The organism is Gordonia sp. N1V (assembly GCF_029269935.1).
GTDB classification, from domain to species: domain Bacteria; phylum Actinomycetota; class Actinomycetes; order Mycobacteriales; family Mycobacteriaceae; genus Gordonia; species Gordonia polyisoprenivorans.
Genome location: NZ_JARJDD010000001.1, coordinates 65,764 through 86,376 on the forward strand (window position 1 = coordinate 65,764; position 20,613 = coordinate 86,376).

A 20,613-nucleotide genomic window follows, 5' to 3' on the forward strand; every position below is an offset into this window, starting at 1 on the left:
CACTAGATCAATATCGGACCAGCAAGGGGAACATCAAGTGTCGTGGACCATGCCCGCCGAGACCGCTCGGCACGACCGTGTGTGGATGGCCTTCCCGAGGGCCAACACCACCCTCGCCGAGAGCGCCGCCGACGCCCAAACCGCTTATGCCGCTTGGAGTACGGTGGCCAACACGGTCTCCGAGTTCGAACCGGTGACGGTGGTCGTCGACCCGACCGAGACCTCCCGCGCACGCACGATGCTCACTGCAGCCGTCGACATCATCGAGGCCGAACTCGACGACGCCTGGATGCGTGACATCGGCCCGACCTTCGTCACCGACGGTGCGGGACACCTCGCCGCCGTGGACTGGACCTTCAACGGCTGGGGCGCCCAGGAGTGGGCCGAATGGGACAACGACCGCCGCATCGGCCGCGTCGTCGCCGAAGCCGCGGGCGTGCCGGTCATCAGCTCGATGCTCGTCCAGGAAGGCGGCGCGATCCACGTCGACGGCGAGGGCACCGTCCTGGTCACCGAGACCGTGCAGCTCGATCCCGGCCGAAACCCGTACGCGACCAAAGAGACCGTCGAGGCCGAACTCGCCCGCACGATCGGCGCGCATAACGTGATCTGGCTGCCACGCGGTCTGACCCGCGATTACGAGCGCTTCGGCACCCGCGGACATGTCGACATGGTCGCGACCATCCCCTCCCCCGGCACGCTGCTCCTGCACCAGCAGCCCAACCCCGAACACCCCGACCACGTCGTGATGCGCGAGCTCCGGGACTTCCTCGCCGGGACCACCGATGCAGCGGGGCGCCAATGGGACATCGTCGACCTGCCCGCCCCCGACGCGATTCGCGACGAGACCGGATTCGTCGATTACAGCTACATCAACCATCTCGTCGTCAATGACGGGGTGATCGCCTGCGGCTACGGCGAACCCGCCGCCGACGAGCGCGCCGCCGAGATCCTCGCCTCCGTGTATCCCGGACGACGAGTCGTGACCATCGACGCGCGGGAGATCCTGGCGCGTGGCGGCGGAATCCACTGCATCACTCAGCAGCAGCCGGCCGTCGGGGATCTCTGATGACCAGCCGTCTGGAGAGCACTCCGCGCACACAGACTCCGCCGTTGGTGGAGTCGTCGATCGCCGAGCTGAGCCGGGCACTCGCGCAGGGCCGGGTGACCGCCGTCGAGCTCGTCGCCGCCTACCTCAACCGCGTCGCGTATTACGATCACCACGGCACCGCACTCAACGCGGTCCCGGTGCTCAATCCGGACATGTTCGCCGAGGCTCGAGCCTCCGACGAACGACGTTCTCGCGGTGAGACACTCGGCCCGTTCGACGGGATTCCCTATACCGCCAAGGACAGCTACCGGGTTGCGGGATTGTCGGTGGCGGCGGGTTCTCCGGCGTTCGAGAACCTGATCGCGGGCGACGACGCCTTCACCATTGAGCGACTGCGCGCGGCCGGAGCGATCTGTGTGGGCCTGACCAACATGCCGCCGATGGCCAACGGAGGCATGCAGCGCGGCGTCTACGGCCGGGCCGAAAGTCCCTACAACGGTGACTATCTCGCGGCGGCGTACCTGTCGGGGTCGTCGAACGGATCGGGCGTGTCGACGGCGGCGAGCATGGCCGCCTTCGGCCTCGGCGAGGAAACCTGGTCGAGCGGACGGTCGCCGGCGTCCAACAACGCGCTGGCCGCCTACACCCCCTCCCGGGGTGTCATCTCGGTTCGCGGTAACTGGCCGCTGACACCGACCATGGACGTGGTGGTGCCGCACACCCGCACGATGGACGACATGCTGGCGCTGCTCGACGTGCTGGTCGACGACGATCCGCAGACCCGCGGCGACTTCTGGCGGACCCAGCCGTGGGTCAACCTGCCCGCCGCATCCCAGGTTCGGCCTGCTTCCTACCTCGACCTGCGCGACGGGGACGCGTTGCGCGGCAAACGTTTCGGTGTACCACGCATCATTCTCGGGCAGGACGATCAGGCCGGGTGGCCGATCACGCCGCGGCCGTCGGTGCTGCAGCTGTGGGAGCGAGCCCGCGCCGATCTCGAGGCCGCCGGTGCCACGGTGGTCGACGTCGACTTCCCGGCGCTGACCAATTACGAACTCGACCGTCCCGGCGCACAGGACGGCTACGCGCGGGGCATCCTGCCTGCCGGCTTCTTCGACGCCGAGATGTGGGATCTCACCACCTGGGCGTGGGATGACTTCTTGCAGGCCACCGGTGATCCGGCTCTGCACCGCCTGGAAGATGTCAAGGGCGAGCTGATCTTCCCGCTACCCGACGGCGCGATCCCCGACCCGCTCGACGGCTACTACGCACGCTACAACCTCGATATCAGCGAGTACCCCCACCGCGCAGCGCAAGGCATCACACCGCTGACCGAGATCCCCGACCTCGCTGACGGCGTGCGGGGCCTGGAAGAACTGCGCCGCATCGACTTCGAGGACTGGCTCGACGAGCTGGGGCTCGATGCCCTGGTGTTCCCGTCGGCTCTCGACGTCGGGACCGCCGATGCCGACACCGACCCGCAGGCCCACGATCACGCCATGGCCAACGGGGTGTGGGTGTCGACGGGCAACACCATGATCAGGCACTACGGCATTCCGACGGTCAACGTCACCATGGGGACGATGAGCGATATCGGCATGCCGGTGAACCTGACGTTCGCCGGCCGCGCCTACACCGACAACGCGCTGCTCGCCTACGGGTGGGCCTTCGAGCACCGGACCAGTCGGCGTACGGCGCCACCGCGAACCCCCGAGCTGCCCGCACTCACCCGGCCGGGAACCCTCGCCGCCGGTGCCGCCCCCGAACTCACGATGACCGCGACAGCTCGCGGCGATGGCGACGTCACCGTCATCGAGGTCACCGGCAGCACCGATGCCCCGATGGTGCAGGTGTTCGTCGACGGCTCGGCGGTCGAGGTCGACCGCGACGACCATTCATTCACGGCGACAACACAAGTGCCGACCGCCGAACTACGCCGCACCCATTCGTCGTGGCGTGACCCCTACGGCGCGCTGGTCCTGGTGGTCGCGACGGCCGAGCACGGGGCAACCTCTGCCGACTACCGAATCGTCGACGAACCGGCCGGCTGACGACGGGCCTCAGGGTCAGTAGGCCGGCGGTTCTCCCTCGGCCGCCGGCCCCCTCTCCACGGGCGTGTTCTCGATGATCGACTTGTACGCGTGATTCTCGTGACGCACCATGCGGACGAAGAAGGCGACGAACAGGAGCACCGCGAGCACGAAGACGATCCACACCCCGACGGAGAACCCGCCGAAGGTGAACACCACAGAGGCTCCGTCGTAGGACTCGATGGGACTGAACATTTACTTGACCTCCTCGGTGGCGACGAGCAACTCGTCGGTGGTGCGCATGACGGTGACCGGAATGCCCTCGGGATACGGCGTGGCGGGAACCTCGGTGAGGTCGAGTCCCTGCTCCTCCACCTCGGGTGGAATGCGCAGCATCCCCACCTTCTTCAGGGCAAGGGACACGAGGTAGGCGGGGATGAAGCCGAGCGCGACGAAGGTCAGCGCGCCCACGACCTGTCCCCAGAACGAGATCGACGGGTTGCCGTCGGTGTTGGGGTAGCCGGCCAGGAACACCCCGGCCATGAGCACCGAATACAATCCGATACCCCCGTGGACCGAGACCGCACCGACGACGTCGTCGATCTTGAACTTCTCCAACAGTTTTCCGATGAACGGGATCAACGCTCCTGCACCCAGGGCGATGATGAACGCCAGTGCCGGGTGATAGAGATCCATGCCCGACGCGACGCCGATCACCCCGGCCAGCCCGCCGGAGATCGTCCAGAACGGCTCGCCGCGCGAGGTCAGGTAGGCGCCGATGATGCCACCGGCCAGACCCATCAACGTGTTGAAGGCGAACGCGGACAACGTGGTCGGGCTTCCGTAGATCGTCGCGTAACCGCCGGGCCCGTAGATGACACAGCCCATCAGGAAGCCGAAGAATCCGGTGAAGATCAACATCAGGCCGAGCATCGTCAGAGGCAGATTGTGGGGTCGGATGGTGACCGCCGACCCGTCGGCGCGAAACCTGCCGATGCGTGGACCGAGGTTGAGAAGTATTCCGAGAGTGGCGAATCCGGCGATCATGTGCACACAACCGGCAGCTCCGACGTCATGGAACCCCAATTTCGTCAGCATCCAGCCGGCGCCGTGCCAACCCCACGCCGCGCCGATGATCCACACCACCGAGCCGACGAGCACGGTGAGAACGAGGAATGCGCTGGTGCGGATTCGCTCCAGCACCGCTCCGGACATGATGGAGCCGGTCGTCGCGGCGAACAGGGCGAACGCACCCCAGAAGATGCCGCTGGCCGAGTCCTCGACGTTGGGTCCCATGTTGTCGCTCCACGGAAGCGCGGCCTTGGCGGCATCGCTGAACTCGATGAAACCGCTGGGCATCGCGTTGTAGAGGAACCACCCGACGAAGTAGAACGAGGCCACGATGGTGGCGAAGGCGAGCAGGTTTTTCATGGCGGTGGCCAATACGTTCTTCGACCGCGAGGCGCCCACCTCGTACGCCAGGAACCCGGCGTGGATCAACATCATCAATGCGATGGAGACCCAGTAGAAGAACTCGTTGTTGACCGACGCCATCGTGGTGATGGCGTCGGTGACCTCGGTGGACAAATCGAACCTCCCGGCACGCGAACTGTTTCTTCTCACTGAACAAGGCGTACCGACGGTGTACGCAGTGGTGAGATTAGGCCGGTGATGGGTCGACGATGTCACCAAAGGTAAACGGATCGTAAAGTACGCTTTCCCGACATAGAAGTCACGACCATCGGCCGGGACCGGCGCTCGGTGCTCTGTGCTCTGTGCGGACCGTCAGCCCCTTCGCTTGCGCCGCCGCCGATATGCTTGCACGAGCGGGCGACCCACCGCGGTCAGGTAGAAGGCACCGAAGCCCACCCCGATCGCGATCAGGAATCCGCCGAATACCCGATTCGATCTGGCCTCGTGACTCCGGTCGGACACATTGGAGGCGTGCGGCGGAAGCGGATCGCCCTTGTCGATGAGTTCCTCACCTTCCCGACCGAAGTGCACACACTCCTCGGTGGTGGTCATCGGTTCTCCTGCGCATGTCGTCGCAGCGGTGACCATGCTGATCCCCCCGGCGATCAGACACCCCGTCACGACCACCGGGATCAGTAGGCCGAACAGGATCGTCACCGGTCCTCGACGGCCTCGGGTCCGACCTGCGCGACCGGGTCGGACACGCCGTCCATCGCCCGTGTCGCCCATCGTCTGATCCTCTCACAACCGACGGTGCCCGACGTCAGTCGGACATACTGCCGGCGATGACGAAAAAGCGTTCACCCTAACCCTTTTCGAGGTATTTGTCCGTATCGCGTCCCTGCCCTGTACGGCCGGACCCGGACTCGACAACCTCCTCCACGACAGTAGTGTCGATGGCAGTCCCACCAGCTTTCCGATCATCGGAGGTCGTCATGCTTCTCACCAAGCACACCCACGCCACCATCACCGTGACCGATCACGGCTCGACGCTCCTCGTCGATCCCGGCACCTTCACGCCGAATGCCGCGGAACTGTTGGCCGACGCCGACGCCGTCGTGATCACCCACGAGCACTTCGACCATTTCGATGTCGAGAAGATCCTTGCGGCCCTGCGTGATCACCCCGAGCTGCAGTTGTACGGCCCGGCCTCGATCGCCGAGCCCCTCTCGGAGGTCGCCGACCAGGTACATGCGATCTCGACCGATCAGACCCTCGACATCGCCGGATTCACGGTCGAGGCATTCGTCACCGATCATGCAGTGATCCATCCCGAGATCCCCGTGGTCGACAACATCGGTTTCCTGATCGACGGCACCGTCTTCCATCCCGGTGACGCCTACCTGAACCCCGGACGACCGATCACCACCCTGCTCCTACCGGTCAGTGGACCGTGGATCTCCACCGAGCAGGCCATCGACTATGTGCGGGCGGTGAAACCGCAGCGCAGCATCGCCATTCATGACCTGATGCTCAGCGATGCCGGCAAGTCGACGACCGGCATGTTCTTGGGTGAGAACTCGCTGACCGCAACACCACTGGAGACGATGGAGCTCGGCGAGTCACGCGAACTCGCCGGCATCTGAGCTCTCCGACGACAGCCCGGCGATCGACACCAGCACGAACTGGCGCACCCGACCCGCCACGCGCGCAGAACAATTGGAGTACAGCGGATCGGTGAGGTGTTCGGTGAGCACGACCTCGATCGGTCCGTGCGGACCTGTCAGGGCCACGATGATGCGGTGGTCCTCGTGCCGGACATCGAGCGGCTCGAGCGCATCGATCCGATCCTCGCCGGTCTGCTCACGCACGAAATGCTGGGCCGCCTGTACCGCGTGCGGCAGTGATGTACGGCCACGAAGCAACGAGTCGACCAGTCGTCCTTCCGTATAGTGCCGGATCAGCATCGCGGGATCGGTTGCCGAATCGACCCGCCCGTAACAGAGTCCGTGCGGAAGCACGAGCATCGTCGCGGCAAAGCGATCACCGCCCAGATGCGAACACTCCCATGTCCATTCGGGATAGGCCTCGGCGATCGCGGCGGTGGCGGCACGACCGCGCACCGCACAGCACTGATCGTGTTTGCCGTGGGCGCAGACCGCGACGACGGGATCGCGGGAGACCTCACCGGCCGACCCGTTGAGCGCAAGGTCCACATAGTCGGCCGGACCCGATACCTCACCACGACGCACCGATTCGTGTCCGGGGCGGGCGTCGACGACGAACCACCGCCATCGAGGTGTCGGTGGTCGTCGGCCCGGTCTGCGGATCGCGACGATCCGCATTCCCGCCGACTCGACGCGGCGCACGATGGCGCGTCCCAGGTCGGGGTCGAGGACCGACGGCGAGGTGAGGAATGCCGACGGCCCCCACGGACCGGAGAGTTCGAGCAGCAGCCATGAGGAGCCCGCCGACGCGGTACCGTACATCGGATCGTCACGAGCGAGGGACTGATCACTGCACGGGCGGCGATCGGTCATGACTCTTGTTCTGTCTCAGTACTTCTGGGCGCCGGTACGACGACCGCCTCGCGCAGCAGCCGACGCAGCAGGATTTCCCCGTCGGCGGCGTCGAGTCCCGGTAGCCGGTCGCCGCGCACCGCTGTCCCGCGACGCACCTCGACGAGAGCGTCCGCGCAGAATCCGGGAAAGCTCATTGTCCGATCCGGGAGGCGGAGCTCGACGCGGCCGGCGACCTCGACCACCACTGCGGCCAGCCCCTGTCGCCACTGCACCGTACCCACCGATGCCGGGTTCGACAACGCCTCCCCCGTCGCGAGGGGACGTACCGACGCCGGCCGGGTGCGATCGGCGTGCCGGTGGGCGAGTATCTCGGCGGCCCCCGACTCGATCTCCGTGGAGCGGTCCCGCACCGCCTCGAGGGCTGCGGACAGTGTCTTGCCGACCAGCGCCGCAGTCGCGTCCGGATCGGTGAGATCGATTCCCATGGGCAATGATTCGCGTAATTCACGAAGTTCGGTGAGCTGTTCGACCACTGCTCCGAGGACATCGAGCGCGGTGAGTGCGGCGGTGCCGATGGTGAGATGGATCGACGTGGTGCCCAACGCCCGGGCCGAATGTACCCAACCCCGGGGCAGATAGAGCGCATCGCCGCTGCGCAGGACGGTGTCGATGACGGGCGGGTCGTCGGTCCGCCGCTCGATGTCCTCGCGATGGTCGGTCCATGGTTGCGAGTCCACCGGATCGAGGTGCACCGGTGCGTGCACGGTCCAATGTTTCTCGCCGGAGATCTGGAGAACGAACACATCGTGGACGTCGTAGTGGGGATCGAATCCCCGATTGCTGGGCGGGGTCACATAGGCGTTGGCCTGCACCGGATGACCGAGATCGTCGACGAGGCCACGGACGAGGTCGATGACCGGGGGCCACAGCCGGTGTAGTCCCTGTAGGACGATCGTGGCTCCGTCGGCGAACTGCGCCAACACCTTTGCCGAGTCCACCTGGTCGGGCATCTCGGCCCCGAAACCCGCCGGACCCACATATCTCTCGCGGGCGAGCAGCGTGCCCTCCTTGGCCATGCGGATGAAGGGCGTGCGCACGCCGCGTTCGGCGAGGAGTTCGTCGACGGCAGCGGGTGAGAGGAGGTCGACGAAGTCGCGCGGTAGATTCACCGCGCGACTCAGCAACGGCGATCGACCCCAATGCTCGCGAGCGAACACATCGGGGTCGATCGCGATGCAGCGTTCCAACATCGCTGTCGCTCAGGCAGTTCCGTCGGCTCCGCCGTCGTGGCCACCGGGGTTGGAGCCACCGTCGGCCGGACCTTCACCGTCTGCGGTGCCGTCGGCTCCGCCATCGTGGCCATCCGGGTTGGAACCACCGTCGGCAGGCCCCTCTCCCCCACCGGCGGCTCCGTCGGCTCCGCCGTCGTGGCCACCGGGGTTGGAGCCGCCGTCGGCCGGTCCCTCACCGCCGGGGCCGGAGGTGGTGATGTCGTCGTCATCGAGTGCCATCGGTGATCCTTCCTCGAACGGGGCGTGCCCGTACGGCACCGCCCTCACCTCCACTATGAGCACATCTTTGGACCCATGGGGCCGTCCCACCGAAATCGTCGACGGTCCGGCTCCTCGTCACGACGCCGTCCACCAGCACGAATGCCGCTCTCCGGGCACCTCGGAATTCGCTGGTCCAACCCGCGGGTAACCCCTAGGCTGTGGCGATTCGTCGACACAGCGGAAGGCAGAACATGAGTTCCACGATCAGCGATGACCCGACACCGTCACCACCGCACACCCGGGATTTCCATCCGGGAGACATCGACGGGATCGTCGATCTCTGGGAGCGGACCGTCACGCGCCCCGCCGATGCCGTCTATTCGCTGTCGGAGGTGCTCGCGTCCTGCCGTGAGGATCATGCTCTGGTGGCTGTCGACGACAACGAGACCGTCGTCGGCGCGATCGTCGGCCGGGCCGCGCATGCTCAGGGGTGGATCGTGTTCTTCGGTGTGACACCGAGCCGTCACGATTCGACGGTGGCGAGCGCGCTGGTGAATCATCTGGCTCGCAAGATGGGACCGTTGGGGCTCGACCGCCTCTCGGCGATCGTGTCCAGCGACGAGGCCCGTTTCGACGACTATGTGCGCGAGGGCTTCTCCGCACGGGAGAACCTGCGCTATCTGGAGCGGATGGTCACCGTCAGTGCGCATGAACTCGCCGTGCTCCGTGAGCTGGGCGGCCACACTCTCCCACCGGATCTGTGGACTGCGGTAGGTGGCATGCACCGCGAGAAAGAACTCCTCGAACTGCGGCTCATCACCCCGCTCGACCGGCCCGATCTCGCCGTGCGGTTCGGCGTCGTGCCACCGCGGGCGGTGATCCTGTTCGGACCACCGGGAACCGGCAAGACCACCTTTGCCAAGGCGGTCGCCGCGCGACTCGGCTGGTCGTTCGTCGAGGTCTTCCCCTCTCGGCTGGCGGTGGACGGAGGTGGCCTCGCATCGGGGTTACGGGACACCTTCGGTCGTATCGCGGAGATCAACCGGGTGGTCGTGTTCATCGACGAAGTCGAGGAGATCGCGTCCCGACGCACCGGCGAACCGGCCCACGCCGGACAGGGCGTGACCAACGAACTGCTCAAACTCATTCCCGAATTCCGTTCCAGCCCTGGCCGATTGCTGATCTGTGCCACGAATTTCATCCGTGCACTCGACACGGCGTTCCTGCGGCACGGACGATTCGACTACGTCATCCCGATCGGTCTTCCCGATCAGGAGGCCAGGGCGGCCATCTGGAACAGGTATCTGCCGCCCGCGGCGCGCGGCGTCGACGTGGAACGCCTCGTGGCAGCCAGCGACGGTCTGACGCCTGCCGATATCGAGTACGCTGCCCGGCGCGCAGCACAGGACGCACTCGAACGGGCCCTGCGCGACGACGCACCGGACAAGTCCGACGGTCCGTCCACCGCGGATTACCTCAACGCCCTCTCGGCGACGCGAGCGACCGTCGCCTCCGACGTGGTGGCGGATTTTCTCGACGACATCGACCAGCTCGCTCGGCTGTGACGACCGCAGCCACGGTCGGCACCCTAAGCTGACGTCATGGGCTTCACCGGTTTTCCCGAGGCTGCGTTGGACTTCTACGACGATCTCGAGATCGACAACACGAAGGCATTCTGGACGGCGCACAAGGCCACGTACTCCTCGGCCGTGGCCGAACCGATGGCTGCGCTGACCGCAGACCTCGCCGAGGAATTCGGTGAGGCCAAACTGTTCCGGCCGTATCGGGATGTGCGGTTCGCCAAGGACAAATCTCCCTACAAGACCCATCAGGGCGCATACGTCGCGGTCGCGCCGGCCACCGGGTATTACGTGCAGATCGGTGCGCCCGGGGTCCGGGTCGGCGGGGGTATCTACGACACCTCGGCCGACCGGCTCACCGCCATCCGCGCCGCGATCGTCAACGAACGCAGCGGAACCGAGCTGGAGCGGATCGTCGGCGAGGTGTCCGACGCGGGTTGGGAAGTCGGCGGCGACAAGCTCAAGACCGCGCCGCGGGGATTCGACCGGGATCATCCGCGGATCGATCTGCTGCGACACAAGACGATCACGGTCATGCGAGACTACGGGTTCGATCCGGTCATCCATACCGCCGATCTCGTCGACCGCGTTCGGGTCGACTGGCGGACCACCACGCCATTGATCGAATGGATTCTGCGACACGGCAATGCATGAGGAGACCCTCAGGTGTGCCGGAAGCGCGGCCACACCTGCGACCACGGCTCGTGCGGCGGGTCGCATCGCCAGATGCCGACGCCGTCCTCGTCGTTGTCGAGGTGCTCGTGGTTCCGGAAACGTACTGCGAGTGAACATGATCCGACGAGGTCCCGGAGTCCGGTGTCACCGAGGTGATCGATCAGCAGGACCGGCCCGGTTCGCGCGTCGGGCGGCGGGCCCCAGTCGTAGTAGCTCATGTGTCCCGAATACACCGGCAGCCCGGAATCGAAGCGCTCGATCGCCCCGGCCTCGCCGTAATTGGCGGTCACCACCACGGCGCGCTCACGCTGATCGGCCGGGATCGCCGACCACACGCTGTCGACCGCTGCGGCGAACTCCGGCCACGCCACCTGTTCGCCTTGTTCCTTGTTGACCGGGTTGACGATTCCCACCAGGCCGACCGGTAGCACCGGCAGCGCGATCACGGCGTTCGAGACGACGGTGACGATCGACCCGGCGACGAGCAGCCGTCGTCGGGTGGGCGTACGTGCCCACTCCACCACCGGTTGCGCACCGGCCGCCATGAGCACGAGCAGAAGGCCTGCGGTGTAGTAGAACTTGCCGCCGGCCACGATCACGACGACGGCCGCCAGGAGGTAGGCCGGAGCGAACAGCCTGGCATATCGGATCCGTGAATCGTGCCAGAGCGCGCACCACCCCGCCACGCAGAGGGGCACGATCAACGGGCCGAGCAGCACCAGTTGCATCGGCACGAACAGCACCCGATCGGTGAACCCGTCATCGCCGGCGATCGAGGACGCGACCCGTCCCTGCGGAAAGTCATGTACCACTTGCCATCCGATGGTCGGCAGGGCCACGAGAACGGCGAGTACCGCGCCAACGGGCAGCCACCACGAACGCAGCACGACGCGCGGCCCGACGACGGGCAACGTCACCGTGATGGCACCGAGCAGAATCCCGACCGTGAGTTTGTTGTCCACCGCCAACCCACTCACCAACCCGATCGGCACCCACCAGCGTGGTTCCGCGCACCGCAGCATCCGGACGACCAGCAGTGAGATCACCAACCAGGTCAGCACGTCGGTGGTGGGAGTCGACAACATGTGCCCACCCTGCAGAACCATCGCGCTGACGGCGGCCAGCACCTGCGCTGGCGGGCCGGCCCGCAATTCCCGCGCGAGCAACGCCACGATGGGCACGGTCGACCCCGCGAGAAGTGCCGGGAGGACGCGCAGCCCCGGCGGCGAGTCCCCGAACACCGCGATTCCCACACGCGCGAGCATCGGCGTCATGAACGGCTGGTCGACATACCCCCACGCCGGATGTTGGCCGGCGACCCGGAAGTACAGCTCGTCGCGGTGATACCCGTAACGGCCCGACAGGGCGAGCAGAACGACGACGAGCAGCACGGCGATGCCGGCGACCGATACCGTAGCCGGTCGCTGCGGCACCTCTGCCGTCGTCGAGGTCACCCTGTCATGATGGCCCACAGACACGTGCCGGGTGCCGTTCCCGCGTGAGCACGGCGATCACAGTTGCCGCCCGATACCACTCGCGGCGACCTGCAGCGCCGCGAGCAGCCGATTGCGGTCCCGTTTGAGCGTGGGTACCACGACCCCGATGGCCGCGACCACCGACGTCGGATCGCTGACCGGTATCACCGGCACGGCCAGCGAGCAGGCTCCGGGCGACATCTCCTCGCTGGTGGTGGCGTATCGGCGTGCCCGGATGTCCTCGAGTTGACGTGCGAGGACATCCGGCGAGGTGATGGTGTGCGCGGTGATCCGCACCAGGTTCGACATCGATTCTGCGGCAACATCATCCGGTGCGTGCGCCAACAGCACCTTGCCGACGCCGGTGCAGTGCAACGGGAGCCGACTGCCGACGGTGCTGACGATCGGCACCGAGGCACGCCCGGCCATCCGCTCCACATAGAGCACCTGGGCTCCATCGCGAACCGCGAGGTGCACGGTCGCCAGCGTCGCCGCATAGACGTCGTGCAGGAACGGCTCCGCGACCTGCTTGAGTCGGCCCGTGACCGGTGCGCGCAGGCCTGCCTCCCACAGGAGTCGACCGACCACGAACCGGCCGTCGGGACGGCGGGCCAACGCGTCCCCGGCGACGAGTTCGGCCGCGAGTCGGTGCGTCGTCGCCACCGGCAGCCCCGAGCGCCGGGCGAGTTCGCTGAGCGTGAGCACTCGGTGGCGCTCGTCGAATGCCCCGATGATCGCCAGGACGCGCGAGGTGACGGTGGCCCCGGCGATCGAGGTGTTGCCGGCCATGAGCACTCCTTCTGACACACGCTTTCCGCTCAGCGGAAGCCTACTCTTTCCCGGTTCACACCGACCGACCTACTGTGAGCCACATGACAGCCCTCAACACCAACCCCGACAGCGCGTCGGCGAGCCAGCGGGAGATCAGCGGTGAGATCACCGCGATCGAGACCGCATATCAGCACGCCGGCATCGAGGAGACCCAGCCGCGTCTGGACTATCCGCCCTATCGCAGCAGCCTGCTGCGCCATCCGACCAAGGACCCGCACCACGCCGATCCGGAGACCCTCGAGCTGTCCTCGCCGGTGTTCGGCGAACGTGATGTCCACAAACTCGAAGCCGACCTCACGATCGCGCATCGCGGCGAGCCGATCGGTGAGCGCATCGTGGTGACCGGTCGTGTTCTCGACGGTCAGGGCCGGCCGGTGCGTCGCCAGCTCGTGGAGATCTGGCAGGCGAACTCGGCCGGGCGCTACATCCACAAGCGGGACCAGCACCACGCGCCGATCGACCCCAACTTCACCGGCGTCGGGCGGTGCCTGACCGACGAGGACGGGAACTATCGCTTCACCACCATCAAACCCGGCCCTTACCCGTGGAAGAACCACCACAATGCGTGGCGGCCCGCGCACATCCACTTCTCGCTGTTCGGAACCGATTTCACGCAGCGGATGATCACCCAGATGTACTTCCCGGGCGACCCGCTGTTCCCCTTCGACCCGATCTACCAGTCGATCGTCGACGCGAAGGCACGTGAGCGCCTCGTCGCCGCCTACGATCACGACGTGACCAGTCACGAATGGTCCACCGGTTACCGTTGGGACATCGTGCTCACCGGCAGCAATCGCACCCCGCTCGACGACGAGGAGAACTGATGACCGCCCTGCTGCCGCCCACACCCGCTCAGACCATCGGACCGTTCTACGGGTACGCACTGCCCTTCGAGGGCGACAACGAGCTGGTGCCGCCACGATCCCCCGGCTCGATCCGCCTGCACGGACTCGTCACCGACGGCCACGGCCAACCCATCCCGGACGTGCTGCTCGAACTCTGGCAGGCCGATGCCGACGGCACCGTCGTGCAGCGAGCCGGATCGCTTCGCCGAGACGGGTGGACCTTCACCGGCTGGGGACGCTGCGCCACCGATGACGCCGGCGAATATTCGTTCAGCACAGTCCAACCCGGACCGATCGACGGCGCCGCACCATACTTCCTGATCACCGTGTTCGGTCGCGGCCTGCTGCATCGACTGTTCACCCGCGCCTACCTGCCAGGTCCGCTCGCCGAGGCGGATCCTTTCCTGGCCGGCGTACCCGAGGATCGGCGCGCCACCCTGATCGCGGCGGCCGATGCCGACGGATTCCGTTTCGACCTGCGCTTACAGGGTGCCGACGAGACCGTCTTCCTCCACTACCCGGGACAGTAGACGTTGAGCGATCTGTTCTGGCCGGGCGATCACCGCGCCGACGACCTGATGAGCGACGAAGCGCTCTTGCGGGCCCTCATCGAGGTCGAGAACGCTTGGCTGACAGCACTTGTCAGCAACGGTGTGGCACCCGCCGAGGCAGCAGCGGACCTCCGTCCACTCGTCGGGGCCGACGATCTCACGGCCATCGCCGTGGACGCCGAGGCCGACGGCAACCCCGTCAGCGGCCTGGTGTCATTGTTGCGCTCGCGCACCGGCGACACCGCTGCAAGGTGGCTGCACCGGGGCCTGACCAGTCAGGACACCCTCGACACGGCACTCATGATGTGTGTGCGAGACGTCCTGCGCCGCGTCGAGGACCACGTGCGGACGCAGGTCCGGGCGCTACAGGCACTGATCGAGGCCCACCGTGACGCTCCCCTGCTGACGCGCACATTGACCCAGCCGGCACTGCCGAGCACCGCGGGACGCAAGTTCGGCGTATGGCTGACCGCCATCCTCGACGCCGCCGACACCCTCGACGCCCTCCCGCCGATTCCCGTCCAGATCGGTGGCGCCGCAGGCACTCTCGCAGCACCGGTCGAATTGACCGGTTCGGTGCAGGCCGCGCGGGCACTGGTGACCGCAACGGCAGGCACCGTGGGTCTGGCAGCTTCACCGCCGTGGCACACCACCCGCGCCACCACCACCCGCATCGGTGACGCGCTGGTGACCTGCTGCGACGCATGGGGGCACCTCGCAGGTGATCTGGCGATCGCCGGACGTCCCGAGATCGGCGAGTTCACCGAGGGCGGCGGTGGCGGGTCATCGACGATGCCGCACAAGAACAATCCCGTCCTCACGGTGTTGCTCCGACGGGCCGCGCTGGCCGCACCGGGCCTCGCCGCGACCCTGCATGCCGCGTCGGCGGCGAGCATCGACGAACGCTCCGACGGGGGTTGGCACGCCGAGTGGTCGACGCTGCGCACCCTGAGCCGTCACACCGTCACCGCCGCCGCCCAGTCCGCGCAGTTGCTGATCGGTGTACAGTTCCATCCCGACCGCGCCGCCGCCAATCTCGCATCGGCCCAGGGCATTCTGACCGAGCAGGACACGATGTCACGACTGGCGGGACATGCGGCGTCGCCGGATTATCTCGGCGCCACCGACATCCTGGTCGACGACGTCGTGGCGCGCGCGCACCGCTATCTCGAAGGGGCCCATTCGTGACCGATCCGTACACCGATCCCTACGACGCCGGAATGACGGTCCGCCGTGAGGTTCTCGGCGACGCCCACGTGGACCGGGCGAACGCCGCCATCACCGACCTCACCGAGGAGTTCCAGCAGTTCATCACCCGCTATGCCTGGGGAACGGTCTGGACGCGCCCGGGACTGGACCGGCGCAGCCGGTCGATGATCACCCTCACCGCGTTGATCGCGCGCGGCCATCACGAAGAACTCGCCATGCACATCCGCGCCGCCCGCCGCAACGGACTGACCGTCGAGGAGATCAAGGAGGTCATCCTGCAGAGCGCCATCTATTGCGGGGTGCCCGATGCCAATTCCGCATTCCGCATCGCCTCGACCGTGCTCGCCGAGGAAATCTGAGTCACCCCCGATCGATCACCTCACCCCGAGCGCGTCGACGTAGTACCACCGGCCGTGCTCGCGCATGAAGCGACTGTGCTCGGACATCGTCCGGCGCGCTCCGTCGGCTCGGTGGTGGGCGACGAAGGACACCTCGCCTGCATCGTCGAACGGACCGCCGCCGGAGGTCTCGGTGACGTCGAGGCGATACCAGTCTATCTCGTCGTCGAGTTCGAGATCGCCGGGGCGGGTACGTCGATGCCAGGTGGTAAGCAGGTACTCCCGATCGCCGACGGCGAACGCGGTGAATCGTGATCGCATCAATGCCTGCGCGGTCGGTGCGCGCCGCCGACCCGCGAGAAGCGGTCCGCAGCACTCGCCGAAGGTCAGCCCGGAGGTACACGGGCATCGGTCATCGGATGACACCACACGCATGAGTGCCAGCGTATCCCGTCCGGTCGCAACGCCTCGGGATCGCACCGAGCTCCACGGTCGGGAAATCGCCCATCTCATCCCGCCCTTGACATCCCCGCCGGGGACCGGAAGATTCGGCGGCGTCAGGTGATCTGAAGTCAACGGTGAGAAGGTCTGCAATGAGCCGCAGTGTGCTGGTCGTCGTCGGAACCGGGGGCATGGGTGTGGCCATCGCGCGCCGGCAGGGCGGCGGGCGGCGGGTGCTGCTCGCCGATGCCGATGCGACCGCTCTCGACGCGCGGGTCGACGCCCTCGACGGCGAGGGGTTCGACGTGTCCGGCCATCCGGTGGACGTGGCGTCGGCGGATTCGCTGCGGGCACTGGCCGAGCATGCATCCGGGCTCGGCGCCGTGGACCAGGTCGTCCACACGGCCGGTTTGTCGCCGGTGCAGGCGAGCGCGGAGGCGATCCTGCGAGTCGATCTCCTCGGGGTCGCCCTGTCGCTGGACGTCTTCGGCGAGGTCATCGCCCCCGGCGGTGCGGGTGTGGTGATCGCGAGCATGGCCGGGCACATGTTCGGGCCGCTGCCGGCCGATCAGGCCGCGGCATTGGCCGCCACCGCCGCAGAGGACCTGCTCGGCTTGGGTTTCCTGCAGGGTGACGTCGCCTCGAATCCGGCACTGGCGTATGGGATCGCCAAGCAGGCCAACCACATCCGCGTGCGCGCGGCAGCCCGCAGCTGGGGCGCCCGCGGCGCCCGGATCAACAGCATCTCTCCCGGGGTGATCGCCACGGCGATGGGTCGCCAGGAACTCGCCGGCGCCAGCGGGGAGACGATGCGGTCGATGATCGAGGGCTCGGGCACCGGACGGGTGGGCACCGCGTCCGACATCGCCGCCGCGGCCGCCTTCCTCCTCGGCCCCGAGTCGTCGTTCGTCACCGGCACCGATCTGCTCGTGGACGGCGGCGTGGTCGCCTCCCTGATCGTGCAGGGCTGAGAGATGTACACCGTCAACCGCTTCGGGGCGGTCGACGTCCTGACGGCGGGTAACGGCGGCGTCGTACCGTACGGCAACACCGTCGTGGTCCGCGGATCGGACGCGGTGCTGGTGATCGATCCGTCACTCGCCCTCGACGACGACCCAGTCGGCGCCGACGCGGTGATGATCAGTCACGCGCACGAGGACCACATCGCCGGGCTGCGGCACTTCACCGCCGACACCTTCGCCCACCTTCACGACGCGGCCGCCGTCGGCTCGCTCGACACCCTCATCGCCGGCTACGGGCTCGACCCGGATCTCCGCGACGCGATGACCACGGTGATGACCGACGACTACCACCTGCCGGCCGTGCGTGACGGCGTCGTGGGTGTGACCGACGGCCACACCTTCGACCTCGGCGACCAGACCGCAACGGTCATCCACCTGCCCGGACACACCGCCGGTCACTGCGGCGTGCTGATCGAGCCTGCCGGGTTTCTCTACGTCGCCGACATCGACCTGACGTCGTTCGGGCCGATGTACGGCGATCTCGGGTCCAGTCTCGATGACTTCCTCGCCTCCATCGACCGGGTCGGCGGGATCGACGCCCGCTGGTACGGAACCTTCCACCACAAAGGTGTGGTGTCCGGGCGTTCCGAGTTCGGTATCCGGCTCGCGGCCTATCGCGACCGGATCCTCGAGCGCGAGGAACGGCTACTCGAGTTCCTGCGACAGCCAAGGACTTTCGACGAGATCGTGGCACACCGGCTGGTGTATCGGCCACATGTCGAGGCCCCGTGGGTGCGATCGGTGGAGCGTCGGACCGCGCAGTTGCACCTCGAGCGCCTCCTCGACGCGGGCGCGGTGACCGCGATCAGCGACGAACCGACCGGACGTCACACGGGCAATGCTCAGACGGGCACCCGGTCCGGCGCGGTATCGACCATGTCGTGGGTCATCGCGTAGGCGGCACGCATGCGCGCCATCTCGGTGTCCCGGTCGGCATAGGCGCGTCGGGTGAACTCGTCGAGCCCGCCGGCGCGGCGGATTTGTGCGCGGCTGATGAGATGCATGACCCCCGATAATCGAGGGAGCAGCCGAGCGATCCGGCGATGACGGATGCCGAGCGCGTCGGCGTCGGCATCACCGAGGAAGACCCGCTCGTATCCCTCCATGACGGCCGTGGCGACCGGCACCCGCCACCGCTGCGGCAACGACATGGTGTTGGCGAACTCGGGAATCAGATACTCGGCGTTGAGCGCGGTGACGAATTCGCGGTCGTAGGCATCAGGGCCGGGCGAGGTCAATCGGTACAGTTCCTCGATCCGCCGGTGATCGGCCTCGTTTCGGGGATTCAGGTCGTCGTCCATGCCGATCACATGACCCACGTAACGCCACAGGTGATAGATGTCGTCGAGTTCGTCCGCGGTGAAACGAACCCCGAGCGTGCCCATCGCCTCGATCGCGATGTGCCCGAACTCGGCGAGCGTGAATGCCATGTACGGCTGCGGAATCGGGACACCCCACGCATCGTGCTCCCAGGTCCCGCTGCGCAGCAGATGTGCCCGGACGTGCGCGTGGATCATCCGCACCCGCACCGTGTAGGCGAAACCCGCACCGTCACGGCGCATTCCGCCCGGCGTCAACACCCGACGCAGCCACTCGCCGACCTCCACCGAACGCACGCCCGGCATCGTCGAGTACCGTCCGGTCAGCGCCAACGGCTTGCCTGCGATGCTGTTGCCCGCGCCGCGCAGCAGCGAGGCCGCCGCCAGCACGATCGCCATGGCCGGGAAGTGCCGCACCAGGGCGTCGGCGGCGCGGTCGCAACGATCGTGGTCGAGACAGTCCGGTTCGCGCTCGATCGAGTCGAACAGCGCGACCAGTGCCGGTGGCGCTTCGGCCAGCGAGCCGATGCCATCGGCGAGAACAGGGCGGATCAGAGCGGCGGACCCCCGTTCGGCGACGACGGCGTCGGCGAGATCATCGGCACGCCACATGGCGGCGATCCAGGTGTCTCCCGCGTGTCCGTACAACGTGCGGGCTCGGTCGGTGTTCACCAACCCGGTGGGCGGCACAAGAGTCATGACACCAGCCAAACACGAGGAATCCTCACTTACCATTCATTTCATGGCCCGAACCCCTGCCCGCTCCGCGGCGGGCGCTCGCACGCGCGTCGCGCCGCGTCAGCCGCGCGCCGTCGCGATGCGCGGGCGACTGTTGGACGCGACCACGACGCTGCTTGCCGAGCGGCCCGACGGTCTCCCGACCACCCAGGACATCGCTGATCACTGCGATGTCAGCATCGGGACGGTGTATCGCTACTTCGCCGACGTCGGCGACATCCTGTTCGATCTCCGGCAGGAGGCGATCCAGCAGATCAGCTCGGACCTCGCCGTCGGTATCGGGCAGGCGATCGACGCCGAACCACTCGCCGCGATCACCGTCGTGGTGGATGCCCTCACTTCTTCGTTCGAGCGGCACGCGCCGGTGATCGCGGCATCGCTGGCGGGCGACAACGCCGAGTTCGGATCGGCCTGGGCACAGATCGAGGCGCCACTGGTCCCGCTGGGCCGCATCCTCCCGGCGCGCTTCCGGCCGGATCTGTCGCCCGCGGAGCTCGACGACCTGGTGTTCCTCACCATGGGTGCCACCGCGAGCCTGTGTCTCCGCGTGGCCCTGGCCCGCCCGGCGACCGCCGACCGCCGGCGACTGGTCGACACCTGTGCGCGAATGCTGTTGGCGGCCTTCGCGATTCCCTGATCGAGGATCACCGAATGCGCCGCCGTGGCGACCCACCGCGCGACGTCCAGCCAACTGCCAGCGTGATCGCGGTGCCATCCCAGCTGTGCGCAGTGTGATGATCGGTATGCACACCACGAAGCACTCCTTCACCGACACCGTCCTCGTCGTCACCGACGGCTCGCTGCGGTCGCGCACCGTCATCGATCAGGTTCTGCGCTCGGGCCGCAATGCGGTGGTCGCGGGGCGTCACACGCGCGATCTCGTCTCCTATGTGGACGCCGCCGTCCACGACCGGGTCTGGGCGGTCGTCTGCGATCCGGCCGATCCGACGCAGATCGAGGCACTGATCGAACGCGCCACCGACACGATGGGCCCGGTGATCATGGTCGTCGACCCGGCTGGACAACTGCACGACGTCCACTACGCCGACCGGCAGGTCGCCTGAACCGCAGATGTGCACG

23 protein-coding genes are annotated in these 20,613 nt (G+C 67.2%); 13 read left to right on the forward strand and 10 right to left on the reverse strand.

Going from position 1 to position 20,613, the window contains the following annotated elements:
- The first annotated feature begins 37 nt into the window (after positions 1–37).
- Positions 38–1,069 (forward strand): agmatine deiminase family protein, encoded by a 1,032-nt coding sequence (locus P3L18_RS00305; RefSeq protein WP_211544708.1) that lies wholly within the window; start codon positions 38–40, stop codon positions 1,067–1,069.
- The gene (locus tag P3L18_RS00310; RefSeq protein WP_276112918.1) at positions 1,069–3,102 is read left to right on the forward strand and encodes an amidase; all 2,034 of its coding nucleotides are present in this window, start codon (positions 1,069–1,071) and stop codon (positions 3,100–3,102) included. The genes P3L18_RS00305 and P3L18_RS00310 overlap by 1 nt, the downstream gene beginning before the upstream one ends.
- A 15-nt stretch (positions 3,103–3,117) precedes the next feature.
- Here P3L18_RS00310 and P3L18_RS00315 read toward each other — a convergent pair whose 3' ends face one another.
- From P3L18_RS00315 to P3L18_RS00325, 3 genes are all read right to left on the reverse strand, one after another.
- Positions 3,118–3,336 (reverse strand): hypothetical protein, encoded by a 219-nt coding sequence (locus P3L18_RS00315; protein ID WP_276112919.1) that lies wholly within the window; start codon positions 3,334–3,336, stop codon positions 3,118–3,120.
- Entirely contained in the window at positions 3,337–4,668 is a 1,332-nt protein-coding gene (locus P3L18_RS00320) for an ammonium transporter (RefSeq protein WP_006369645.1), read from the reverse strand.
- A 198-nt stretch (positions 4,669–4,866) separates the two neighbouring features.
- Positions 4,867–5,106 carry a hypothetical protein gene (locus P3L18_RS00325; RefSeq protein ID WP_006369646.1) on the reverse strand — a complete coding sequence of 80 codons (240 nt, stop codon included), beginning with the start codon at positions 5,104–5,106 and terminating at the stop codon, positions 4,867–4,869.
- A gap of 344 nt (positions 5,107–5,450) precedes the next feature.
- Here P3L18_RS00325 and P3L18_RS00330 point away from each other — a divergent pair, with 344 nt between their 5' ends.
- Positions 5,451–6,140 carry an MBL fold metallo-hydrolase gene (locus tag P3L18_RS00330; RefSeq protein WP_240523948.1) on the forward strand — a complete coding sequence of 230 codons (690 nt, stop codon included), beginning with the start codon at positions 5,451–5,453 and terminating at the stop codon, positions 6,138–6,140.
- Here P3L18_RS00330 and P3L18_RS00335 read toward each other — a convergent pair.
- From P3L18_RS00335 to P3L18_RS00345, 3 genes are read right to left on the reverse strand one after another with little or no spacing between them, the layout of a single operon-like run.
- Positions 6,117–7,034: a sucrase ferredoxin gene (locus tag P3L18_RS00335; protein ID WP_020170987.1), complete on the reverse strand. Its 918-nt coding sequence runs from the start codon at positions 7,032–7,034 to the stop codon at positions 6,117–6,119. The two genes, P3L18_RS00330 and P3L18_RS00335, sit on opposite strands and share 24 nt — an antisense overlap.
- Positions 7,031–8,266, reverse strand: coding sequence for a cupin domain-containing protein (locus P3L18_RS00340; RefSeq protein ID WP_276112920.1), 1,236 nt, complete (start codon positions 8,264–8,266; stop codon positions 7,031–7,033). Before P3L18_RS00340 ends, P3L18_RS00335 begins: the two co-directional genes overlap by 4 nt.
- Before the next feature lie 9 nt (positions 8,267–8,275).
- Positions 8,276–8,527, reverse strand: a complete 252-nt coding sequence (locus P3L18_RS00345; protein ID WP_271353484.1) for a BatC protein — start codon at positions 8,525–8,527, stop codon at positions 8,276–8,278.
- A 233-nt stretch (positions 8,528–8,760) separates the two neighbouring features.
- Here P3L18_RS00345 and P3L18_RS00350 point away from each other — a divergent pair, with 233 nt between their 5' ends.
- Positions 8,761–10,074 (forward strand): GNAT family N-acetyltransferase, encoded by a 1,314-nt coding sequence (locus tag P3L18_RS00350; protein WP_276112921.1) that lies wholly within the window; start codon positions 8,761–8,763, stop codon positions 10,072–10,074.
- Between the two features lie 36 nt (positions 10,075–10,110).
- Positions 10,111–10,743, forward strand: coding sequence for a DUF2461 domain-containing protein (locus P3L18_RS00355; RefSeq protein ID WP_276112922.1), 633 nt, complete (start codon positions 10,111–10,113; stop codon positions 10,741–10,743).
- Positions 10,744–10,751: 8 nt separating this feature from the next.
- On the opposite strand, the gene P3L18_RS00360 is transcribed toward P3L18_RS00355, so the two are convergent.
- Together P3L18_RS00360 and P3L18_RS00365 are read right to left on the reverse strand one after the other, a co-directional pair.
- On the reverse strand, positions 10,752–12,218 hold the full coding sequence (locus P3L18_RS00360; protein ID WP_276112923.1) for a glycosyltransferase family 39 protein: 1,467 nt from the start codon (positions 12,216–12,218) through the stop codon (positions 10,752–10,754).
- Between the two features lie 57 nt (positions 12,219–12,275).
- Positions 12,276–13,028 carry an IclR family transcriptional regulator gene (locus tag P3L18_RS00365; protein WP_006369656.1) on the reverse strand — a complete coding sequence of 251 codons (753 nt, stop codon included), beginning with the start codon at positions 13,026–13,028 and terminating at the stop codon, positions 12,276–12,278.
- Positions 13,029–13,111: 83 nt separating this feature from the next.
- Here P3L18_RS00365 and pcaH point away from each other — a divergent pair, with 83 nt between their 5' ends.
- The 4 genes from pcaH to pcaC are packed head-to-tail and all read left to right on the forward strand — an operon-like array spanning position 13,112 to position 16,034.
- Positions 13,112–13,894, forward strand: coding sequence for a protocatechuate 3,4-dioxygenase subunit beta (gene pcaH / locus P3L18_RS00370; RefSeq protein ID WP_006369657.1), 783 nt, complete (start codon positions 13,112–13,114; stop codon positions 13,892–13,894).
- Complete coding sequence (gene pcaG / locus P3L18_RS00375) at positions 13,894–14,445, forward strand: protocatechuate 3,4-dioxygenase subunit alpha (protein WP_014360282.1); 552 nt, start codon at positions 13,894–13,896, stop codon at positions 14,443–14,445. Before pcaH ends, pcaG begins: the two co-directional genes overlap by 1 nt.
- Before the next feature lie 3 nt (positions 14,446–14,448).
- Complete coding sequence (locus tag P3L18_RS00380; RefSeq protein WP_276112924.1) at positions 14,449–15,654, forward strand: lyase family protein; 1,206 nt, start codon at positions 14,449–14,451, stop codon at positions 15,652–15,654.
- Positions 15,651–16,034: a 4-carboxymuconolactone decarboxylase gene (pcaC, locus tag P3L18_RS00385; protein WP_006369660.1), complete on the forward strand. Its 384-nt coding sequence runs from the start codon at positions 15,651–15,653 to the stop codon at positions 16,032–16,034. The genes P3L18_RS00380 and pcaC overlap by 4 nt, the downstream gene beginning before the upstream one ends.
- 15 nt (positions 16,035–16,049) lie before the next feature.
- Here the strand turns inward: pcaC and P3L18_RS00390 are convergent, their stop codons facing one another.
- The gene (locus P3L18_RS00390) at positions 16,050–16,448 is read right to left on the reverse strand and encodes a YchJ family metal-binding protein (protein ID WP_020170980.1); all 399 of its coding nucleotides are present in this window, start codon (positions 16,446–16,448) and stop codon (positions 16,050–16,052) included.
- 158 nt (positions 16,449–16,606) lie between these two features.
- On the opposite strand from P3L18_RS00390, the gene P3L18_RS00395 reads away from it, so the two are divergent.
- Together P3L18_RS00395 and P3L18_RS00400 are read left to right on the forward strand one after the other, a co-directional pair.
- Positions 16,607–17,425: an SDR family oxidoreductase gene (locus P3L18_RS00395; RefSeq protein ID WP_276112925.1), complete on the forward strand. Its 819-nt coding sequence runs from the start codon at positions 16,607–16,609 to the stop codon at positions 17,423–17,425.
- Positions 17,426–17,428: 3 nt separating this feature from the next.
- Positions 17,429–18,373, forward strand: coding sequence for an MBL fold metallo-hydrolase (locus P3L18_RS00400; protein ID WP_276112926.1), 945 nt, complete (start codon positions 17,429–17,431; stop codon positions 18,371–18,373).
- Here P3L18_RS00400 and P3L18_RS00405 read toward each other — a convergent pair.
- Positions 18,319–19,494 carry an oxygenase MpaB family protein gene (locus P3L18_RS00405; RefSeq protein WP_276112927.1) on the reverse strand — a complete coding sequence of 392 codons (1,176 nt, stop codon included), beginning with the start codon at positions 19,492–19,494 and terminating at the stop codon, positions 18,319–18,321. The genes P3L18_RS00400 and P3L18_RS00405 overlap by 55 nt on opposite strands.
- 43 nt (positions 19,495–19,537) lie before the next feature.
- On the opposite strand from P3L18_RS00405, the gene P3L18_RS00410 reads away from it, so the two are divergent.
- Complete coding sequence (locus P3L18_RS00410) at positions 19,538–20,170, forward strand: TetR/AcrR family transcriptional regulator (RefSeq protein WP_276112928.1); 633 nt, start codon at positions 19,538–19,540, stop codon at positions 20,168–20,170.
- A 106-nt stretch (positions 20,171–20,276) separates the two neighbouring features.
- Positions 20,277–20,597, forward strand: a complete 321-nt coding sequence (locus P3L18_RS00415; protein ID WP_276112929.1) for a hypothetical protein — start codon at positions 20,277–20,279, stop codon at positions 20,595–20,597.
- The last annotated feature ends 16 nt before the right edge of the window (positions 20,598–20,613 follow it).

What these genes read in the sequence shown, in the direction of transcription:
- P3L18_RS00310 (WP_276112918.1), top strand. Translation starts at nt 1,069, where the DNA reads ATGACCAGCCGTCTGGAGAGCACTCCGCGCACACAGACTCCGCCGTTG.
- P3L18_RS00315 (WP_276112919.1), bottom strand. Translation starts at nt 3,336, where the DNA reads ATGTTCAGTCCCATCGAGTCCTACGACGGAGCCTCTGTGGTGTTCACC.
- P3L18_RS00325 (WP_006369646.1), bottom strand. Translation starts at nt 5,106, where the DNA reads ATGACCACCACCGAGGAGTGTGTGCACTTCGGTCGGGAAGGTGAGGAA.
- P3L18_RS00330 (WP_240523948.1), top strand. Translation starts at nt 5,451, where the DNA reads ATGGCAGTCCCACCAGCTTTCCGATCATCGGAGGTCGTCATGCTTCTC.
- P3L18_RS00335 (WP_020170987.1), bottom strand. Translation starts at nt 7,034, where the DNA reads ATGACCGATCGCCGCCCGTGCAGTGATCAGTCCCTCGCTCGTGACGAT.
- P3L18_RS00340 (WP_276112920.1), bottom strand. Translation starts at nt 8,266, where the DNA reads ATGTTGGAACGCTGCATCGCGATCGACCCCGATGTGTTCGCTCGCGAG.
- P3L18_RS00345 (WP_271353484.1), bottom strand. Translation starts at nt 8,527, where the DNA reads ATGGCACTCGATGACGACGACATCACCACCTCCGGCCCCGGCGGTGAG.
- P3L18_RS00350 (WP_276112921.1), top strand. Translation starts at nt 8,761, where the DNA reads ATGAGTTCCACGATCAGCGATGACCCGACACCGTCACCACCGCACACC.
- P3L18_RS00355 (WP_276112922.1), top strand. Translation starts at nt 10,111, where the DNA reads ATGGGCTTCACCGGTTTTCCCGAGGCTGCGTTGGACTTCTACGACGAT.
- P3L18_RS00365 (WP_006369656.1), bottom strand. Translation starts at nt 13,028, where the DNA reads ATGGCCGGCAACACCTCGATCGCCGGGGCCACCGTCACCTCGCGCGTC.
- pcaH (WP_006369657.1), top strand. Translation starts at nt 13,112, where the DNA reads ATGACAGCCCTCAACACCAACCCCGACAGCGCGTCGGCGAGCCAGCGG.
- pcaG (WP_014360282.1), top strand. Translation starts at nt 13,894, where the DNA reads ATGACCGCCCTGCTGCCGCCCACACCCGCTCAGACCATCGGACCGTTC.
- P3L18_RS00390 (WP_020170980.1), bottom strand. Translation starts at nt 16,448, where the DNA reads ATGCGTGTGGTGTCATCCGATGACCGATGCCCGTGTACCTCCGGGCTG.
- P3L18_RS00395 (WP_276112925.1), top strand. Translation starts at nt 16,607, where the DNA reads ATGAGCCGCAGTGTGCTGGTCGTCGTCGGAACCGGGGGCATGGGTGTG.
- P3L18_RS00400 (WP_276112926.1), top strand. Translation starts at nt 17,429, where the DNA reads ATGTACACCGTCAACCGCTTCGGGGCGGTCGACGTCCTGACGGCGGGT.
- P3L18_RS00405 (WP_276112927.1), bottom strand. Translation starts at nt 19,494, where the DNA reads ATGACTCTTGTGCCGCCCACCGGGTTGGTGAACACCGACCGAGCCCGC.
- P3L18_RS00410 (WP_276112928.1), top strand. Translation starts at nt 19,538, where the DNA reads ATGGCCCGAACCCCTGCCCGCTCCGCGGCGGGCGCTCGCACGCGCGTC.
- P3L18_RS00415 (WP_276112929.1), top strand. Translation starts at nt 20,277, where the DNA reads ATGCACACCACGAAGCACTCCTTCACCGACACCGTCCTCGTCGTCACC.